Genomic DNA, 17,791 nt, shown 5'->3' on the forward strand with positions numbered 1-17,791 from the left:
GTTTCGCCCGGTGAAATTACAGTGAAGCGGTTCGGTGGGTTTGTCCAGACCGCGGTGCTTTTTAAGGAGTGAGACGAAGGATCATGGCGAAGACCAATCCCGCGCAGTTCGTCCGCCAGGTGCGACAGGAAGCCAGCAAGGTGACCTGGCCGACCCGAAAGGAAACGGGCATCGCCACCCTGATGGTTTTCATCATGGTGACGATCATGGCGGTCTTTTTCCTCGCGGTGGACGGAATCATCGCCTGGCTGGTCCAGCTCATTCTGGGGCGCTGATCCCGCTTTAGTCCGATCCGCGGTTGCGGCGGGTCGCAGGTATGAACGATGAGGTAGGTCGTGGCGAAACGCTGGTACGTAGTGCACGTGTTCTCTGGCTCCGAGAAAAAGGTGGCCGAGTCCATTATGGAGCAGGTGCAGGCTCAAGGTCTGGAAGACATGCTGGAGACGGTTGAGGTTCCGACCGAAACCGTCGTCGAGATGCGGCGCGGCAAGAAGGTCAATGCCGAGCGCAAGTTCTTCCCCGGCTACGTTCTGGTGAATTGCGAGATGAACGATGTGACCTGGCATCTGGTGAGCAACACCGCCAAGGTCACCGGCTTCCTGGGAACCGGCAAGCGTCCTTCGCCGATCTCCGAAAAGGAAGCGCAGCGCATCCTCGACCAGGTACAGGAAGGTGTGGAGCGTCCGAAACCCTCCATCACCTTCGATATCGGCGAGCAGGTGCGCGTCAGCGACGGGCCCTTCACCTCCTTCAACGGCACCGTTGAGGAAGTGGACGAGGAAAAGGCCCGGCTCAAGGTTACGGTGTCGATCTTCGGTCGCGCGACACCGGTCGAACTCGAATACTCCCAGGTCGAAAAGCTCTGAGGGTCGGGTTCGCGATTACAGCGATCGAGAAACGTCGCGGCAGGCCAGTCCCGGACAAGTCCACCGGGAGCCGTTTGAACCGCGGCGCGACCTTATCCGCCGACCGGCAGCCCCGCAGGGGTGGTTCGGTGGAAACGACGAAAAGGAAGGTTTGAAATGGCGAAGAAGAAGATTGCGGGCTACATCAAGCTCGAAATCAAGGCGGGTCAGGCGAACCCGTCCCCGCCCGTCGGCCCGGCTCTGGGTCAGCGCGGCATCAACATCATGGAATTCTGCAAGGCCTTCAACGCGGCGACGCAGTCGATGGAGCCGGGAACCCCGACTCCGGTCGTCATCACCGCCTATGAAGACCGCAGCTTCACCTTCGTGACAAAGACGCCGCCGGCGTCCTACTTCCTGAAGAAGGCTGCAAAGGTGCAGAAGGGCTCCGGCACGCCGAACAAGGAAAAGGTCGGCTCGGTCACGATCGCGCAGGTGCGCGAGATCGCGGAAGCCAAGCTGCAGGACATGAACGCGGTGACCGTGGAAGCGGCGATGGAGTCCATCAAGGGCTCGGCGCGCGCCATGGGCATCACGGTGACGGAGTAAGCGTCATGGCGAAACTGGGTAAGCGACTGAAGGGTGCCTACGAAGGCATCGACCGCACGAAACTCTACGCGGTGGAAGAAGCGATCGATCTGCTGAAGGGCGCTGGCGCGAAATTCGACGAATCCGTCGAAATCGCCATGAACCTGGGTATCGATCCGCGTCACGCCGATCAGCAGGTGCGTGGCGCCTGCGCGCTGCCGCACGGTACCGGCAAGTCTGTTCGTGTCGCGGTTTTCGCGCGGGGCGACAAGGCCGATGAAGCCAAGGCGGCGGGCGCCGATTTTGTCGGTGCCGAGGACCTGATGGAACAGGTTCAGGGCGGCATGATGGATTTCGACCGTGTCATCGCCTCGCCGGACATGATGGCCATCGTCGGCCGTCTGGGTAAGGTTCTGGGTCCGCGCGGCCTGATGCCGAACCCGAAGCTCGGCACCGTGACGCCGAACGTCGCCGACGCGGTGAAGAACGCCAAGGCCGGTGAAGTTCAGTTCCGTGCCGAAAAGGCGGGCATCGTTCATGCCGGCATCGGCAAGGCGAGCTTCTCCTCCGAGCAGCTGGCCGAGAACGTCCGCGCCTTCGTGACCGCCATCCAGTCGGCCAAGCCGTCGGGTGCGAAGGGCACGTATATCAAGCGTGTTTCGATTTCGTCGACCATGGGCCCGGGCATCAAGCTCGACCTGGCGTCGGCGCAGCCGCAGGCCTAAGGGCGCGCGGTTAGGGTTTCCGGTGCGGCTTCGGCCGTTCCGGAGAACCGCGTTTTCCGGTTCGCCGGGGATACGCGGGTACCTGTCCGAGATTGACGGTGGTCGGCCCGGTTTTCCGGTTCGGCCTTAAGCGGGGCACCGGCCGTCATGAGATAGGTAGGACTGGAATGCAGACGGAGTTCGTAACGGGTCGACTGTCGGCCGGGCTCGATCGCCGTTTCCATCCTCCCGGGCAGGAAGTGGGTTCGCCCCTGAAAAGGCGGACTTTGTTGAAACCGGTTCTGATTGCCCCGAACGATTCATGGGGCGGGACGAACCACAACAGCGGAGACGATCAGTGGACCGATCGAAAAAGGAAGCCCTGGTCGCCGAGCTGCGCGAGACCTTTGAAGCGTCCAGCCTGGTGGTTGTTACCAGCCAGTCCGGCATGACGGTTTCGGAAGTCTCGGACCTTCGGCAAAAGATGCGCGATGCGGGTGCGGGTTACAAGGTAACCAAGAACACGCTCGTGAAGCTGGCGCTGAAGGGAACGAAGTTCGAGCACCTGGACGAGGTGTTCACGGGTCCGACGGCGATCGCCTTCTCGAAGGATCCGGTTGCGGCTGCCAAAGTGGTGACCGATTACCGGAAAACCAACGAGAAGATCTCGGTCGTCGCGGGGGGGCTGGACGGCTCCGGGCTTGATGCCGCTCAAGTCGATGCGCTGGCGAAACTGCCTTCGCTCGATGAGCTGCGTGCCAAGCTCGTAGGCGTGATCCAGGCTCCGGCCACCAAGGTTGCTGGCGTGCTTCAGGCGCCGGCTGGCCAGTTGGCCCGCGTGTTCTCCGCGTACGGAAGCTCGAATTGAGGTGCGGCTCGGGACAAGCACGAGTCCAAACAATCTGCCTGAATGGAGTGATGAGAAATGGCTGATCTTGAGAAACTGGCCGAAGAGCTCTCGAACCTGACCGTCATCGAGGCGGCTGAGCTCTCAAAAATGTTGGAAGAAAAATGGGGCGTTTCCGCCGCGGCTCCGGTCGCTGTGGCTGCTGCTCCGGGTGCCGGCGGTGGCGATGCCGCTCCGGCCGCCGAGGAAAAAGACTCCTTCGACGTCGTTCTTGCCGCCGCCGGCGACAAGAAGATCAACGTCATCAAGGAAGTCCGTGCCATCACGGGCCTCGGCCTGAAGGAAGCCAAGGACCTCGTCGAAGGTGCGCCGAAAGCCGTCAAGGAAGGCGTTGCCAAGGAAGAGGCCGAAGAGCTGAAGAAGAAGCTCGAGGAAGCTGGCGCGACCGTCGAGCTGAAGTAATCGGCTTTACGTCGTGGACGGGATCGATCGGCCGTATGGCCCGACCGGTTCCGTCCCGACGGCGTTTTGAAGAGGGGCGAAGCCGGCTGTCGGCATCGTCCCTCGACGCGCCTCGGATACCCGGCTTCGGGTAATGCGAGGCGATCCCGGTCCGGTCGCGGCGCATCCGGCGTCCGATATGGATCGGTTGCAGAAGGCGAAACCCGTTTCGGCGGCCGCGCAAGGCGGTCATGGACGATACGGGTGGCGCGAAACAGATGAAGGATGAGGAACGAGATGGCGATGTCGTTCACCGGTCAAAAGCGTATCCGCAGAAGCTTCGGGCGTCTTGCGGAAGTGGCGCAAATGCCCAACCTGATCGAAGTTCAGAAGACCTCCTACGATGCCTTTTTGCAGACCGGCGTTCCCATGGATCAACGGGAAAAGGCCGGCCTTCAGGAAGTGTTCAGCAGCGTCTTCCCGATCAAGGATTTTTCCGACCGGAGCCGCCTCGAATTTGTTCGCTATGAGCTGGAACGTCCGAAATACGACGTTGAGGAATGCCGTCAGCGCGGCCTGACCTATACCGCGCAGCTGAAGGTGTCGCTGCGTCTCGTGGTCTGGGACGTGGACGAGGAAACCGGCGCCCGCTCGCTGCGCGACATCAAGGAGCAGGAAGTCTACATGGGCGATATCCCGCTCATGACGGAACACGGCACCTTCATCGTCAACGGCACCGAACGCGTGATCGTTTCGCAGATGCACCGCTCGCCGGGTGTGTTCTTCGATCACGATAAGGGCAAGACCCATTCCTCGGGCAAGTATCTGTTCGCCGCGCGGGTGATTCCGTATCGCGGCTCCTGGCTCGATTTCGAATTCGACGCCAAGGATCTTGCCTATGTCCGCATCGACCGTCGCCGCAAGCTGCCGGCAACGACGCTGCTGCTGGCGCTCGACAACGAAGAGACCGCCCGCAAGCGCGAAGAGCTGGCCCTGGAGGGCGAACAGCTGGATCCGGGCCTGGCCCAGGGCATGTCAAAGGAAGACATCCTGGCGGCCTTCTATGAGAAGATCACCTACACGCTGACCAAGAGCGGTTGGAAAACGCCGTTCGACGCAGAGCGTCTGCGCGGTCAGAAGCTGACTCACGATCTGATCGACGCCAAGTCCGGCGAAGTCATCGTCGAAGCGGAAACCAAGATCACTCCGCGCCTGATCCGCAAGCTGTCGGAAGCCGGTGTGAAGGACGTTCTGGCGCGCCAGGACGATCTGATCGGTCGTTTCGTCGCCGAGGATCTGATCGATGAGAAGACCGGCCTGGTCATCGTCGAGGCCGGTGACGAACTGACGGAAGAAAACCTGCAGCAGCTGGTCGACAACGGCATCGTGGATCTGCCGACCCTGCATATCGACCGGGTCAATGTCGGTCCCTGGATCCGCAACACGCTGGCAGCCGACAAGAATGCCAGCCGCGAAGATGCGCTGATCGACATCTACCGTGTCATGCGCCCGGGCGAGCCGCCGACGCTGGAAACTGCAGAGGCGCTGTTCCGCAGCCTGTTCTTTGATTCGGAGCGCTACGATCTGTCCGCGGTCGGCCGCGTGAAGATGAATTCGCGCCTGGGCTTCGATCTGGGCTCGGTGCCGGATACGACCCGCACGCTGCGCCGCGAAGACATCCTGTCGATCCTGAAGGTTCTGGTCGAACTGAAGGATGGCAAGGGCGAGATCGACGACATCGACCACCTCGGCAACCGCCGTGTACGCTCGGTCGGCGAACTGATGGAGAACCAGTACCGCATCGGTCTGCTGCGCATGGAGCGCGCGATCCGCGAGCGGATGAGCTCCGTCGACATCGACAGCGTCATGCCGCATGACCTGATCAACGCCAAGCCGGCGGCCGCGGCGGTCCGGGAATTCTTCGGCTCCTCGCAGCTGTCGCAGTTCATGGACCAGACCAACCCGCTGTCGGAAGTCACCCACAAGCGTCGTCTGTCGGCCCTCGGCCCGGGCGGTCTGACCCGTGAGCGTGCCGGTTTCGAAGTCCGCGACGTGCACCCGACCCATTACGGCCGGATCTGCCCCATCGAGACGCCGGAAGGCCCGAATATCGGTCTGATCAACTCGCTGGCCACCTATGCCCGCGTCAACAAGTACGGTTTCATCGAAACGCCGTACCGCAAGGTCGTCGAAGGCCGGGTCACCGATGAGGTGATCTACATGTCGGCGATGGAAGAGACGCGCTACACGGTGGCTCAGGCCAACTCGCCGGTCGATGACAAGGGCAACCTGATCGAGGATCTGGTGCAGTGCCGTGCGCGCGGTGACTACATGGTCGCCCGCCCGCAGGACGTGGATCTGATGGACGTGTCGCCGCGCCAGCTGGTGTCGGTCGCCGCGGCCCTGATCCCGTTCCTGGAAAACGATGACGCCAACCGAGCCCTCATGGGCTCGAACATGCAGCGTCAGGCGGTTCCGCTTCTCCAGGCCTCGGCCCCGCTGGTCGGGACGGGCATGGAAGCGCGGGTCGCGAAGGATTCGGGTGTTGCCATCGTCGCCAAGCATGACGGCATCATCGACCAGGTCGATGCGACCCGTATCGTCGTGCGCCGCACGGATGCCGAGGCCGCCCGCGAAAGCTCGGTCGATATCTACAACCTGCTGAAGTTCCAGCGCTCCAACCAGTCGACCTGCATCACGCAGCGCCCGCTGGTGAAGGTCGGGGACGAGGTCAAGGCCGGCGATATCATCGGCGACGGCCCGTCGACGGATCTGGGCGAGCTGGCGCTCGGCCGGAACGTGCTGGTCGCGTTCATGCCCTGGAACGGCTACAACTTCGAAGACTCGATCCTGATTTCCGAGCGGATCGTGCGCGATGACGTCTTCACCTCGATCCATATCGAGGAATTCGAGGTCATGGCCCGCGACACCAAGCTGGGTCAGGAAGAAATCACCCGCGATATCCCGAACGTTGGCGAAGAGGCTCTGAAGAACCTCGACGAAGCCGGTATCGTCTATATCGGGGCCGAGGTCGAAGCTGGCGACATCCTGGTCGGCAAGGTGACGCCGAAGGGCGAATCTCCGATGACTCCGGAAGAGAAGCTGCTGCGCGCCATCTTCGGTGAGAAGGCTTCCGATGTCCGCGATACGTCCCTGCGCATGCCCCCGGGCACGAAGGGCACGATTGTCGAGGTCCGCGTCTTCTCGCGCCGTGGCGTCGACAAGGACGAGCGTGCCCTGGCCATCGAGCGGGCGGAAATCGAGAAGCTGGCCAAGGACCGCGACGACGAACGCGGCATCCTGGAACGCTCCTTCCGCAACCGCTTCCTGGACATGGTCGAGGGTCAGAAGATCACGGCTGGACCGAAGGGCTTCAAGACCGGCGGCAAGGTGGAGCGCAGCGAACTGGACGACCTGACCACCGGTCAGCTGCGCCAGGTTGCGGTCGACGACGCCACGATCAACGATGATCTGGACGTGCTGCGGAAGCAGTTCGACGAAGCCGTCGCGCGGGTTCAGGCCCGTTTCGACGACAAGGTCGAAAAGGTCCAGGCCGGCGACGAACTGCCCCCGGGCGTGATGAAGATGATCAAGGTCTTCGTCGCGGTGAAGCGCAAGCTGCAGCCGGGCGACAAGATGGCCGGCCGTCACGGGAACAAGGGTGTCATTTCCAAGATCATGCCGGTCGAGGACATGCCCTACCTGGAAGACGGTACGGCGGTCGACATCGTGCTGAACCCTCTGGGCGTTCCGTCACGTATGAATGTCGGTCAGATTCTGGAAACCCATCTTGGCTGGGCCTGCGCCAGCCTGGGCAACCAGGTTCGCGATGCGCTGGAACAGTACAAGGCCGGCGGCAAGGCGATCGACATGCGCAAGACGCTGGAAGGCGTTTACGAGAAGGCCGAGATCGTCGACGAAATCAAGAAGATGGACGACGACGCGGTTCTGGAACTGGCCGGCAATCTGACCGGCGGTATCCCGATCGCAACGCCGGTCTTCGACGGCGCCCGAGAGGACGACATCAACCAGATGCTGGAAAAGGCGGGTCTGCAGACCTCCGGTCAGGTCTGGCTGACCGACGGCCGTACCGGGGATGTCTTCGAACGGCCGGTGACGGTGGGCATCATCTACATGCTGAAGCTGCACCACCTGGTCGACGACAAGATCCACGCCCGTTCCATCGGTCCGTACTCGCTGGTCACCCAGCAGCCGTTGGGCGGCAAGGCGCAGTTCGGCGGTCAGCGCTTCGGTGAGATGGAGGTCTGGGCTCTGGAAGCCTATGGCGCATCCTACACGCTGCAGGAAATGCTGACGGTGAAGTCGGACGACGTTTCCGGGCGTACCAAGACCTACGAAGCCATCGTGCGCGGCGACGACAATTTCGAAGCCGGCATTCCGGAAAGCTTCAACGTCCTGGTCAAGGAACTGCGGTCGCTGGGCCTGAATGTGGAGTTGATCCAGGAGGAAATGTGATCGGGCGTTAAGACTCGCCCGTCCCCTTTCCTCCAAAGCTTGACAGCGCCGTTAGACTGAATGGGCGCAAAGGAGAGCAACATGAATGAGTTGATGCAGCTTTTCGGTCAGCCCCAAGGGCTCCAGAGCTTCGATCATATCCAGATCTCGCTGGCCTCGCCCGAGCGGATCCGATCCTGGTCTTTCGGGGAAATCAAGAAGCCGGAAACGATCAACTATCGTACCTTCAAGCCGGAACGGGACGGCCTGTTCTGTGCCCGCATCTTTGGTCCGATCAAGGACTACGAGTGCCTGTGCGGCAAGTACAAGCGGATGAAGTACAAGGGCATCGTCTGCGAAAAGTGCGGTGTCGAGGTCACGCTGTCCAAGGTGCGTCGCGAACGCATGGGCCATATCGAACTGGCCTCTCCGGTCGCGCATATCTGGTTCCTGAAGTCGCTGCCGTCCCGCATCGGCCTGCTGATGGACATGACGCTGAAGGATCTGGAACGCGTCCTGTACTTCGAAAACTACGTCGTCACCGAACCGGGCCTGACGGATCTGAAGATCCAGTCCCTGATGACGGAAGACGAATATCTCGACGCGCAGGACAAGTATGGTGAAGACGCCTTCACCGCTGAAATCGGTGCCGAAGCGCTGAAGTCCATGCTGTCGCAGATCGAAGTCGACGAGGCGATCGAGAAGACCCGCGAAGATCTGGCCGAGACCGGTTCGGAAGCCAAGCGCAAGAAACTGGTGAAGCGGCTGAAGTTGCTTGAAGCCTTCCAGGCGTCCGGTGCGCGGCCGGAATGGATGATCATGGAAGTCATTCCAGTCATTCCGCCGGAACTGCGTCCGCTGGTGCCGCTGGATGGCGGCCGCTTCGCGACGTCCGATCTGAACGATCTGTATCGTCGCGTCATCAACCGGAACAACCGTCTGCGTCGCCTGATCGAGCTGCGCGCGCCCGACATCATCGTGCGCAACGAAAAGCGCATGCTGCAGGAATCGGTCGACGCCCTGTTCGACAATGGCCGTCGTGGCCGCGTCATCACCGGGGCCAACAAGCGCCCGCTGAAGTCGCTGTCCGATATGCTGAAGGGCAAGCAGGGCCGCTTCCGCCAGAACCTGCTGGGTAAGCGCGTCGACTATTCCGGCCGTTCGGTGATCGTTGTCGGTCCGGAGCTGATGCTGCATCAGTGCGGCCTACCGAAGAAGATGGCGCTGGAGCTGTTCAAGCCCTTCATCTATTCGAAGCTCGAGACCTATGGCATGGCGTCGACGATCAAGGCGGCGAAACGCCTGGTCGAAAAGGAACGCCCCGAGGTCTGGGATATCCTGGAAGAGGTGATCCGCGAGCACCCGGTTCTGCTGAACCGCGCGCCGACCCTGCACCGCCTCGGCATCCAGGCCTTCGAGCCGAAGCTGATCGAAGGCAAGGCGATCCAGCTGCATCCGCTGGTCTGTGCCGCGTTCAACGCCGACTTCGACGGTGACCAGATGGCGGTCCACGTGCCGCTGTCGCTGGAAGCCCAGCTCGAAGCACGCGTGCTGATGATGTCCACGAACAACATCCTTTCGCCGGCCAACGGCAAGCCGATCATCGTGCCGTCGCAGGATATCATTCTGGGCCTCTACTACATCACGCATGAACGCAATGATGCGCCGAGCCCCGTCGTCCATATGGACAGCGTGGAAGCCCTGACGGCCGCCCTGGAGCGCGACGATGTCGTGCTGCGGGATGCCGAGACTGGCGCCCTGCTGGACGAAAAGGATCCGAAGGCGGGCTTCAAGCTGATCACCGACGGCAAGGCCAAGGCCCATCGCGTTCCGGTCTATGCGACCCTCGCAGAGATCGAACATGCGATGGAAACCAAGGCGATCAGCCTGCACAGCCGGATCAAGTCGATCTACGACACGGTCGATGCGGATGGCAATCCGGTGCGCCAGCGCGTGGTTACCACGCCGGGTCGCATGATGCTGGCGCAGATCCTGCCGCGCGACCCGCACCTGCCGTTCAGCCTGATCAACCGTCTGCTGACGAAGAAGGACATCTCCAACCTGATCGACGTGGTCTACCGCCACACCGGTCAGAAAGAGACCGTCATCTTCTGTGACAAGCTGATGGGCCTCGGCTTCGGCTGGGCGTGCAAGGCCGGTATTTCCTTCGGCAAGGACGATCTGCTGGTGCCGGAAGCCAAGACCGCCCTGATCGAGGAAGCCCAGGCGCAGGTCAAGGAATACGAGCAGCAGTATCTCGACGGTCTGATCACCCAGCTTGAGAAGTACAACAAGGTGGTCGACCTGTGGTCGGGCACGACCGACAAGGTCGCCGACGAGATGATGAAAATCATGCAGAGCGGCAAGGGCCTGAACTCGGTTTACATGATGGCCCATTCCGGGGCCCGTGGGTCGCCCGCGCAGATCAAGCAGCTCGCCGGTATGCGCGGCCTGATGGCGAAGCCGTCGGGTGAGATCATCGAAACGCCGATCATCTCCAACTTCAAGGAAGGCCTGACCGTCCTTGAATACTTCAACTCCACCCACGGTGCCCGTAAGGGTCTGGCGGACACGGCGTTGAAGACCGCGAACTCCGGTTACCTGACGCGCCGTCTGGTCGACGTCGCCCAGGACGCCATCGTGGTGGAAGAGGATTGCGGCACGTCCCACGGTCTGACCATGCGGGCGGTCATCGAAGGCGGCGACGTCATCGAAGGCCTGGCCGAACGGATCCTGGGCCGGTGCACGGCCGAGGATGTGGTCGATCCGCTGAACGGCGAAATCATCGTCAAGAAGGGCGACCTGATCACCGAACCGGAAGCCGACGCGATCGAAACCGCCGGCATCGTCTCGGTCAAGATCCGCTCGGTCCTGACCTGCGAAACCAAGGTCGGCGTCTGCGGCACCTGCTACGGCCGCGATCTGGCCCGCGGGACCGTGGTCAATATCGGCGAAGCCATCGGCGTCATCGCGGCGCAGTCGATCGGTGAGCCGGGTACCCAGCTGACGATGCGGACCTTCCACATCGGCGGTGCGGCCCAGCGTGGCGCGGAGCAGAACTCGGTCGAAAGCTCGGTCGACGGCAAGCTGCGCATCAACAACCGCAACGTGGTGACCGACTCCGAAGGCCGTCTGGTCGTCATGGGCCGGAATTGCGAGCTGGTGCTGGTCGACGAGCATGGCCGGGAGCGGGCGAAGCACCGCGTGCCGTACGGCGCCCGTCTGCGTCTCGACGACGAGGCCGAAGTGGTGAAGGGCCAGACCCTGGCTGAATGGGACCCCTACACGATCCCGATCATCACGGAAACCGAAGGTGTCGCGCATTACGTGGACCTCGTCGAGGGCGTCTCCGTCCGCGACGTGGTCGACGAAGCCACGGGCATCGCGTCGAAGGTCGTCATCGACTGGAAGCAGCAGGCCCAGGGCACCGATCTGCGTCCGCGGATCACCCTGCGTGACAAGGACGGCGAAGTCGTGACCCTGCCGAACGGCATGGAAGCGCGTTACTTCATGTCCGTCGACGCCATTCTGTCGGTCCATAACCAGACCGAAGTGAAGGCGGGTGACGTGCTGGCCCGTATTCCGCGGGAAAGCTCGAAGACGCGTGACATTACCGGTGGTCTGCCGCGGGTCGCCGAACTGTTCGAGGCGCGCAAGCCCAAGGACTTCGCCATCATCGCCGATCAGGACGGCTACATCGAGTTCGGCAAGGACTACAAGACCAAGCGCCGTATCGTGATCCGTCCGGCCGACGAGGAGAAGGATGCATCGGAGTTCCTGATCCCGAAAGGCAAGCACATCACCGTTCAGGAAGGCGACTTCATCCAGAAGGGTGAGATGCTGATGGACGGCAATCCGGTGCCGCATGACATTCTGGAAGTGCTCGGCGTGGAAGCGCTGGCCGACTATCTCTGCAAGGAGATCCAGGACGTCTACCGGCTGCAGGGCGTGAAGATCAACGACAAGCATATCGAAGTGATCGTCCGCCAGATGCTGCAGAAGGTGGAAGTCATGCATCCGGGCGACAGCTACATGCTGGTCGGCGAGCAACTGGACCGTTACGAGGTCCAGACGATGAACGAGAAACTGGAGAAGGAAGGCAAGACCCCGATCACGGTCAAGCCGGTCCTGCAGGGCATCACGAAGGCGAGCCTGCAGACCAATTCCTTCATCTCGGCGGCGTCCTTCCAGGAAACCACCCGCGTGCTGACCGAAGCCGCTGTGAACGGCAAGATCGATACGCTGGAAGGCCTGAAAGAGAACGTCATCGTGGGTCGCCTGATCCCGGCCGGTACCGGTTCGGTGATGAAGCGTCTGCGCGGCGTCGCCGTGGGCCGCGACAAGGTCATCCAGGCGGAACGCGCAGCCGCGCAGGCCGCTCTGGAAGCCGAACAGGCCGCCGAGGCCGGTGCGGATGCGTCGGAATCGGAAACGGAATCGTCGGACGCGGCCGAGTAAGCCGTTCCTGACAGTCAATGAAGAAGGGCCCCGACATGTCGGGGCCCTTCTTCGTTCCCGGCCTGGGAGTCAGTGAATTTCGAGCGTCATGAAGGCGCTGTGCGGGTCCGGACGGTAGTTGCCGAAGGGCCCTGTGCCGACGAAACCGTATTTGGCGTAGAGACTGCGGGCCGGCCGAAAATGCTCGGTGGAGCCGGTTTCCAGACTGAGGCGTGAATATCCCCGTGACCGGGCGACCTCCAGGATGTGGCGCAGGAGCCTGTCCCCGATGCCGCGCCCCCGGCTCGCCGCGCTCGTATGCATGGACTTGATCTCGCCATGGTCCGGGGCGAGTTCCTTGAGTGCGCCACAGCCCAACAGAATGTCGCCATCCCAGACGCACCAGAAGGTGATGTCCGGCCGGCGCAACTTTTCGAGATCAAGCGCGTGGACGCTTTCCGCCGGGGAAATGGATCGCATCAGATCCAGGTGGGATTGCAGCAGAGCGGCAATTTCCGGCCCGCTCAGGTCGTCTTCTCGGATATCCAATGGAGGCCTTCCTCATCATAATCGCGCGCACGAGACGGAAGCGTAATCCGCACCGGCCACGCAGGACAACCGGTCCGTCCTACTGTCCCAGCACGGCCTTGAGGTAGCTGTTCACATTGAAATCGTACTGCTGCAGCGCCGGATTGGCGGCCCGGCTGAAACGGCGAAAATCGATCCGGTCCCAGGCGCCGGCAATCATGATCCGACCGACCTGCGCGACGTTCTTTCGGTACATGAAGGAGAAATCCATCGTGTAATTCAGGCCCAGATCGGCGAAATCGCGGCCGCGGGCATGGTCATGTGCCAGGATCAGGGCGGCGGCGCCCTGAATGAAATGCCCGCCGGCGACATAATGAACCTTGTTCTGAAGAATTGCCGTCATCATCGGCTCGGTCCAGTGAAAGGCCCCGATGACCGTATCCGCGCCGATCCTTCTGTGGGTGTTGCGCAGGACGTTGAGGACGCCCAGCGTCATATTGTCATCGGCCACCCACCAGACCTGAGACTCGGCCGCATGTCGGAAGGCCTTGTAGGCTTCGCGGTCGGCGACCCGTGTGTCCCAGTCTCCCGGAAAGCTGTGCAGCAGGCGGGCATTGCCGATCTTGCTAAGGCCGCGCTTGAGCCCAAAGACGCGAACTTGTGAGCCGACATCCCGTTCCGGGCCGCTCATGGCGACAACCTCGATCACGCCTTTCGCCCCATTCTGTTGGACCGCCTTGACGAGCAGTGTAACCAGGCTTTCCCCGGCCGTTGCGGCATCCGGAACGACCTGACCCAGCCAGGTCTTCACCTTCTCCCGCGGGCCGCCGATCTGGCTGATCTCGCTTTTCTGTAGCGGTGCGTCGATGGTGATCGTGTTGATACCGGCGTAGTGCGCGGCCTGAAAAACCTTGATCGCCACACCGTCCACATTGCGGAACACGATATAGTGGGGCTTCACCGGCCGTTGGGCTGCAAGGCTGACATGTTTCAGGGTATAGGCGGCACTATGAAAGGCATGCTGAACCTCGAGTTCGACATTCAGATCCTTTGCGGCCGCCTTCATGACATCGGTGACGATGCCCCAATGCTTGTCCTCGGGGGGCGCGGGGTTGATGAACAGAATGCGGACCGGACCCTGGATCGGGGCCTGCGCCGCCACACGGGCGGCCGGCGCCATTGCGAACAGGCCGACCAGAATCAGCATCGCGAACGCCCGAACTGTATTGGGAATCATCCGCAACGATCCTTTACCCAGCACGCCGTCCGGACGGTTATGCCATGCCCGAAAGGGCCCGTCACGATCCCCGTCCCCAATCTTTCTGACGATTTCACGATCCGGCGAAAGCCATTCCTTGCCAAGCCGGAACCGGCCGATCTATACGGAAATGACCATGGTGCAGGCTCCCGTTCGCATTTCGGACATCGGCTTGAGACCGGCTGTGTGACGACGGCGTCGAATTTCGTGAAATTTAATTGCGTGAGTCGGCCCAAGCACGTTCTTTTCGAAAGAACCAAAGAATCCCCAAAATCCCTGAGAATCGCGCTTGACGCGGCTAGGGTGCGTGAATAGTATCCGCGCGCCTTGGAAAGGGGCTGGCGGTAGGCCCGATCCGGTGATGAACGAGCAATCGGACAGCATCGGACGCTTCGACTGACCCGGGGAATGTTTCGGCATTCTTTCGCGCGACACCGGAAGCGGTATGAGCCTAAACGCAGCTCAGGCATACCAGAGCTGACTTGGCGTCTTCGCCCGATGGGTGGGGGCGCCGAACACATATTGAGTTTTCATGCGTGGCGGGACCGGAAGGTTTTCCTTCGGTCGGCGTCACGGTTCGCATCGTGCCGGTCGAGAGTCCGGCCATTGCGATTTGGATGGACCAGGGTACCCGGATGTTCCGGGGTGGCCCAAGAAGAGAAACGGCGACGGGAAGATCATATGCCGACGATCAACCAGCTGATCCGCAAAGCGCGGAAGGACAAGCCGGTCCGGGAAAAAGTCCCGGCGCTGGAAGCGTGCCCGCAGAAGCGCGGCGTTTGCACGCGCGTTTACACGACCACGCCGAAGAAGCCGAACTCGGCCCTTCGTAAGGTCGCGCGCGTCCGCCTGACAAACGGGTACGAAGTGACCAGCTACATTCCTGGCGAAGGTCATAACCTGCAGGAACACTCGGTGGTTCTGATCCGTGGCGGTCGTGTGAAGGACCTTCCCGGTGTCCGTTACCACACCATTCGCGGCACGCTCGATACGCAGGGCGTCAAGGATCGTCGTCAGCGCCGTTCGAAGTACGGCGTGAAGCGGCCGAAGTGATCGGGAGGCCCTAAGACATGTCTCGACGCCATAGTGCAGAGAAGCGCGAAATCATTCCGGACGCGAAGTTCGGTGATGTCGTGCTGTCGAAATTCATCAATTCGGTCATGCTGGACGGCAAGAAGTCCACGGCCGAACGCATCGTCTACGGTGCGCTGGACCGCATGGCCGGTCGCGGCGGCGCCGATCCGATGAAGGTTTTCCACGAAGCGCTGGAAAACGTGAAGCCGCATCTGGAAGTGCGCTCCCGCCGTGTCGGTGGTGCGACCTACCAGGTGCCGGTCGAGGTTCGCCCGACCCGCGCCCAGGCGCTGGCCTTCCGGTGGATCATCGACATGGCCCGCAAGCGTTCTGAAAACACCATGGTCGAGCGGCTGTCCGGCGAACTGCTGGATGCTGCCAACAACCGGGGCGCCGCGATCAAGAAGCGCGAAGACACCCACAAGATGGCGGAGGCCAACCGCGCCTTCTCCCATTATCGCTGGTAAGGAGCGTCGACCATGCCCCGCATTACCCCGATCGAACGGTATCGCAATATCGGCATCATGGCCCACATCGATGCCGGCAAGACGACCACGACCGAACGCATTCTGTACTACACCGGCCGTTCCCATAAGATCGGCGAAGTCCATGACGGCAATGCCACGATGGACTGGATGGAGCAGGAGCAGGAGCGCGGAATCACGATTACGTCCGCTGCGACGACGGCGTTCTGGCGTGAGCACCGCATCAACATCATCGACACCCCCGGTCACGTCGACTTCACCATTGAGGTCGAGCGCTCCCTGCGCGTGCTGGATGGCGCCGTTGCCGTGTTCGATGCCGTTGCCGGCGTCGAGCCGCAGTCGGAAACCGTCTGGCGTCAGGCCGACAAGTACGGTGTGCCGCGCATGTGTTTCGTCAACAAGATGGACCGCATGGGTGCCGACTTCTATCGCTGCGTCGACATGATCGTCGATCGTCTCGGTGCGACGCCGCTGGTGGTCAATCTGCCGGTAGGCGCGGAAGCCGAATATGACGGCGTCATCGACCTGATCCGCATGAAGCACATCGTCTGGAAGGGCGAGGATCTGGGCGCGGCGTTCGAATATGTCGACATCCCGGCCGAGATGGCCGACAAGGCGGCGGAGTATCGCGAGAAGCTGGTCGAGACTGCGGTTGAGCAGGACGACGAGGCGATGGAAGCCTATCTGGAAGGCAACGAGCCGTCCGAAGAAACGCTGATCAAGTGCATCCGCAAGGGCACCCTGGCGTCGGCTTTCGTTCCGGTCCTGAACGGCACCGCGTTTAAGAACAAGGGCGTTCAGCCGCTTCTCGATGCCGTGATCGACTTCATGCCGTCCCCGTTCGACGTCGACAACGTCCAGGGCGTCTCCACGAAAGATCCGGACGTCAAGATGGAGCGCAAGACGCGCGATGACGCGCCGTTCTCCGCGCTGGCATTCAAGATCATGGCCGACCCGTTCGTCGGTTCGCTGACCTTCTGCCGCGTCTACTCCGGTACGCTGGAATCCGGCTCCTACGTCCTGAACTCCGTCAAGGAGAACAAGGAGCGTGTCGGCCGCATGCTGCTGATGCATGCCAACAGCCGGGAAGACATCAAGGACGCGATGGCGGGCGATATCGTCGCGATCGCGGGTCTGAAGAACACGACGACCGGCGACACGCTGTGCGATCCGGCCAACCCGATCATCCTGGAGCGTATGGAGTTCCCGGATCCGGTTATCGAGATTGCCGTGGAGCCGAAGACGAAGTCGGACCAGGAAAAGATGTCCCAGGCGCTGCAGCGTCTGGCCGCCGAAGACCCGTCCTTCCGTGTGAAGACCGACGAGGAATCGGGCCAGACCATCATTGCCGGCATGGGCGAACTGCACCTCGACATCATCGTCGATCGCATGAAGCGCGAGTTCAAGGTGGACGCCAATATCGGTGCCCCGCAGGTCGCGTATCGCGAAACCATCACCAAGTCCGTTTCCGTGGATTACACCCACAAGAAGCAGACCGGTGGTTCGGGTCAGTTCGCGAAGATCACGCTGGAATTCGAACCGCATGAGCCGGGTGAAGGCTACTCCTTCGAGAGCAAGATCGTCGGTGGTTCGGTGCCCAAGGAATACATCCCGGGTGTCCAGAAGGGGATCGAATCCCAGATGGACAGCGGCATCATGGCCGGCTTCCCGGTCATCGACTTCGGCGTCCGCCTGGTCGACGGTGCCTACCACGATGTCGACTCGTCGGTCCTGGCCTTCGAGATCGCGGCCCGCGCCGCGTTCCGCGAAGCCATGGAGAAGGCCGGCCCGCGCCTGCTTGAGCCGGTGATGAAGGTCGAGGTCGTGACCCCGGAAGACTACATGGGCGACATCATTGGCGACCTGAACAGCCGTCGTGGCCAGGTCAGCAGCATGGATCAGCGCGGCATCGCCCGCGTGGTGAATGCCATGGTCCCGCTGGCCAACATGTTCGGCTACGTCAACACGCTGCGCTCGCTGAGCCAGGGCCGTGCCCAGTACACGATGCAGTTCGACCATTACGAGCCGGTGCCGCAGGCCGTCGCCGACGAAGTCAAGGCGAAGATGGCCTAAGGCCTTACCGCATCAGGAATAAATGTCCGTCGGCCAGGCGCCGACGCGGAATGGAG

General features: G+C 61.8%; 13 protein-coding genes. 11 read left to right on the top strand and 2 right to left on the bottom strand.

Going from position 1 to position 17,791, the window contains the following annotated elements; genetic code table 11:
* Positions 1–83: 83 nt before the first annotated feature.
* The 8 genes from secE (at position 84) to rpoC (ending at position 12,338) form a co-directional block, all read left to right on the top strand.
* Positions 84–275 carry a preprotein translocase subunit SecE gene (gene secE, locus R8L07_09850; protein ID MDW3205835.1) on the top strand — a complete coding sequence of 64 codons (192 nt, stop codon included), beginning with the start codon at positions 84–86 and terminating at the stop codon, positions 273–275.
* A gap of 60 nt (positions 276–335) precedes the next feature.
* Entirely contained in the window at positions 336–866 is a 531-nt protein-coding gene (nusG, locus tag R8L07_09855) for a transcription termination/antitermination protein NusG (protein ID MDW3205836.1), read from the top strand.
* A gap of 156 nt (positions 867–1,022) precedes the next feature.
* On the top strand, positions 1,023–1,454 hold the full coding sequence (gene rplK, locus R8L07_09860) for a 50S ribosomal protein L11 (protein MDW3205837.1): 432 nt from the start codon (positions 1,023–1,025) through the stop codon (positions 1,452–1,454).
* Positions 1,455–1,459: 5 nt separating this feature from the next.
* Positions 1,460–2,158: a 50S ribosomal protein L1 gene (gene rplA / locus R8L07_09865; protein MDW3205838.1), complete on the top strand. Its 699-nt coding sequence runs from the start codon at positions 1,460–1,462 to the stop codon at positions 2,156–2,158.
* Between the two features lie 337 nt (positions 2,159–2,495).
* Positions 2,496–3,005 (top strand): 50S ribosomal protein L10, encoded by a 510-nt coding sequence (gene rplJ, locus R8L07_09870; GenBank protein ID MDW3205839.1) that lies wholly within the window; start codon positions 2,496–2,498, stop codon positions 3,003–3,005.
* A gap of 57 nt (positions 3,006–3,062) precedes the next feature.
* Positions 3,063–3,446: a 50S ribosomal protein L7/L12 gene (rplL, locus tag R8L07_09875; GenBank protein ID MDW3205840.1), complete on the top strand. Its 384-nt coding sequence runs from the start codon at positions 3,063–3,065 to the stop codon at positions 3,444–3,446.
* A gap of 276 nt (positions 3,447–3,722) precedes the next feature.
* A complete protein-coding gene (gene rpoB, locus R8L07_09880) occupies positions 3,723–7,901 on the top strand; it encodes a DNA-directed RNA polymerase subunit beta (GenBank protein MDW3205841.1) in 4,179 nt (1,392 codons plus the stop codon).
* Between the two features lie 81 nt (positions 7,902–7,982).
* Entirely contained in the window at positions 7,983–12,338 is a 4,356-nt protein-coding gene (gene rpoC / locus R8L07_09885; GenBank protein MDW3205842.1) for a DNA-directed RNA polymerase subunit beta', read from the top strand.
* Between the two features lie 69 nt (positions 12,339–12,407).
* On the opposite strand, the gene R8L07_09890 is transcribed toward rpoC, so the two are convergent.
* Together R8L07_09890 and R8L07_09895 are read right to left on the bottom strand one after the other, a co-directional pair.
* Positions 12,408–12,866 (bottom strand): GNAT family N-acetyltransferase, encoded by a 459-nt coding sequence (locus R8L07_09890; protein ID MDW3205843.1) that lies wholly within the window; start codon positions 12,864–12,866, stop codon positions 12,408–12,410.
* Positions 12,867–12,945: 79 nt separating this feature from the next.
* Positions 12,946–14,082, bottom strand: a complete 1,137-nt coding sequence (locus tag R8L07_09895) for an ABC transporter substrate-binding protein (protein ID MDW3205844.1) — start codon at positions 14,080–14,082, stop codon at positions 12,946–12,948.
* 702 nt (positions 14,083–14,784) lie between these two features.
* Between R8L07_09895 and rpsL the strand changes: the two genes are divergently transcribed.
* Genes rpsL through fusA form a run of 3 tightly spaced genes read left to right on the top strand, consistent with a single transcriptional unit; the run spans position 14,785 to position 17,735 of the window.
* Positions 14,785–15,156 carry a 30S ribosomal protein S12 gene (gene rpsL / locus R8L07_09900; GenBank protein MDW3205845.1) on the top strand — a complete coding sequence of 124 codons (372 nt, stop codon included), beginning with the start codon at positions 14,785–14,787 and terminating at the stop codon, positions 15,154–15,156.
* Between the two features lie 17 nt (positions 15,157–15,173).
* On the top strand, positions 15,174–15,644 hold the full coding sequence (gene rpsG, locus R8L07_09905) for a 30S ribosomal protein S7 (protein ID MDW3205846.1): 471 nt from the start codon (positions 15,174–15,176) through the stop codon (positions 15,642–15,644).
* A 12-nt stretch (positions 15,645–15,656) separates the two neighbouring features.
* The gene (gene fusA, locus R8L07_09910) at positions 15,657–17,735 is read left to right on the top strand and encodes an elongation factor G (GenBank protein MDW3205847.1); all 2,079 of its coding nucleotides are present in this window, start codon (positions 15,657–15,659) and stop codon (positions 17,733–17,735) included.
* The last annotated feature ends 56 nt before the right edge of the window (positions 17,736–17,791 follow it).

This window comes from Alphaproteobacteria bacterium (assembly GCA_033344895.1).
Lineage (GTDB): Bacteria > Pseudomonadota > Alphaproteobacteria > UBA8366 > Aestuariispiraceae > Pacificispira.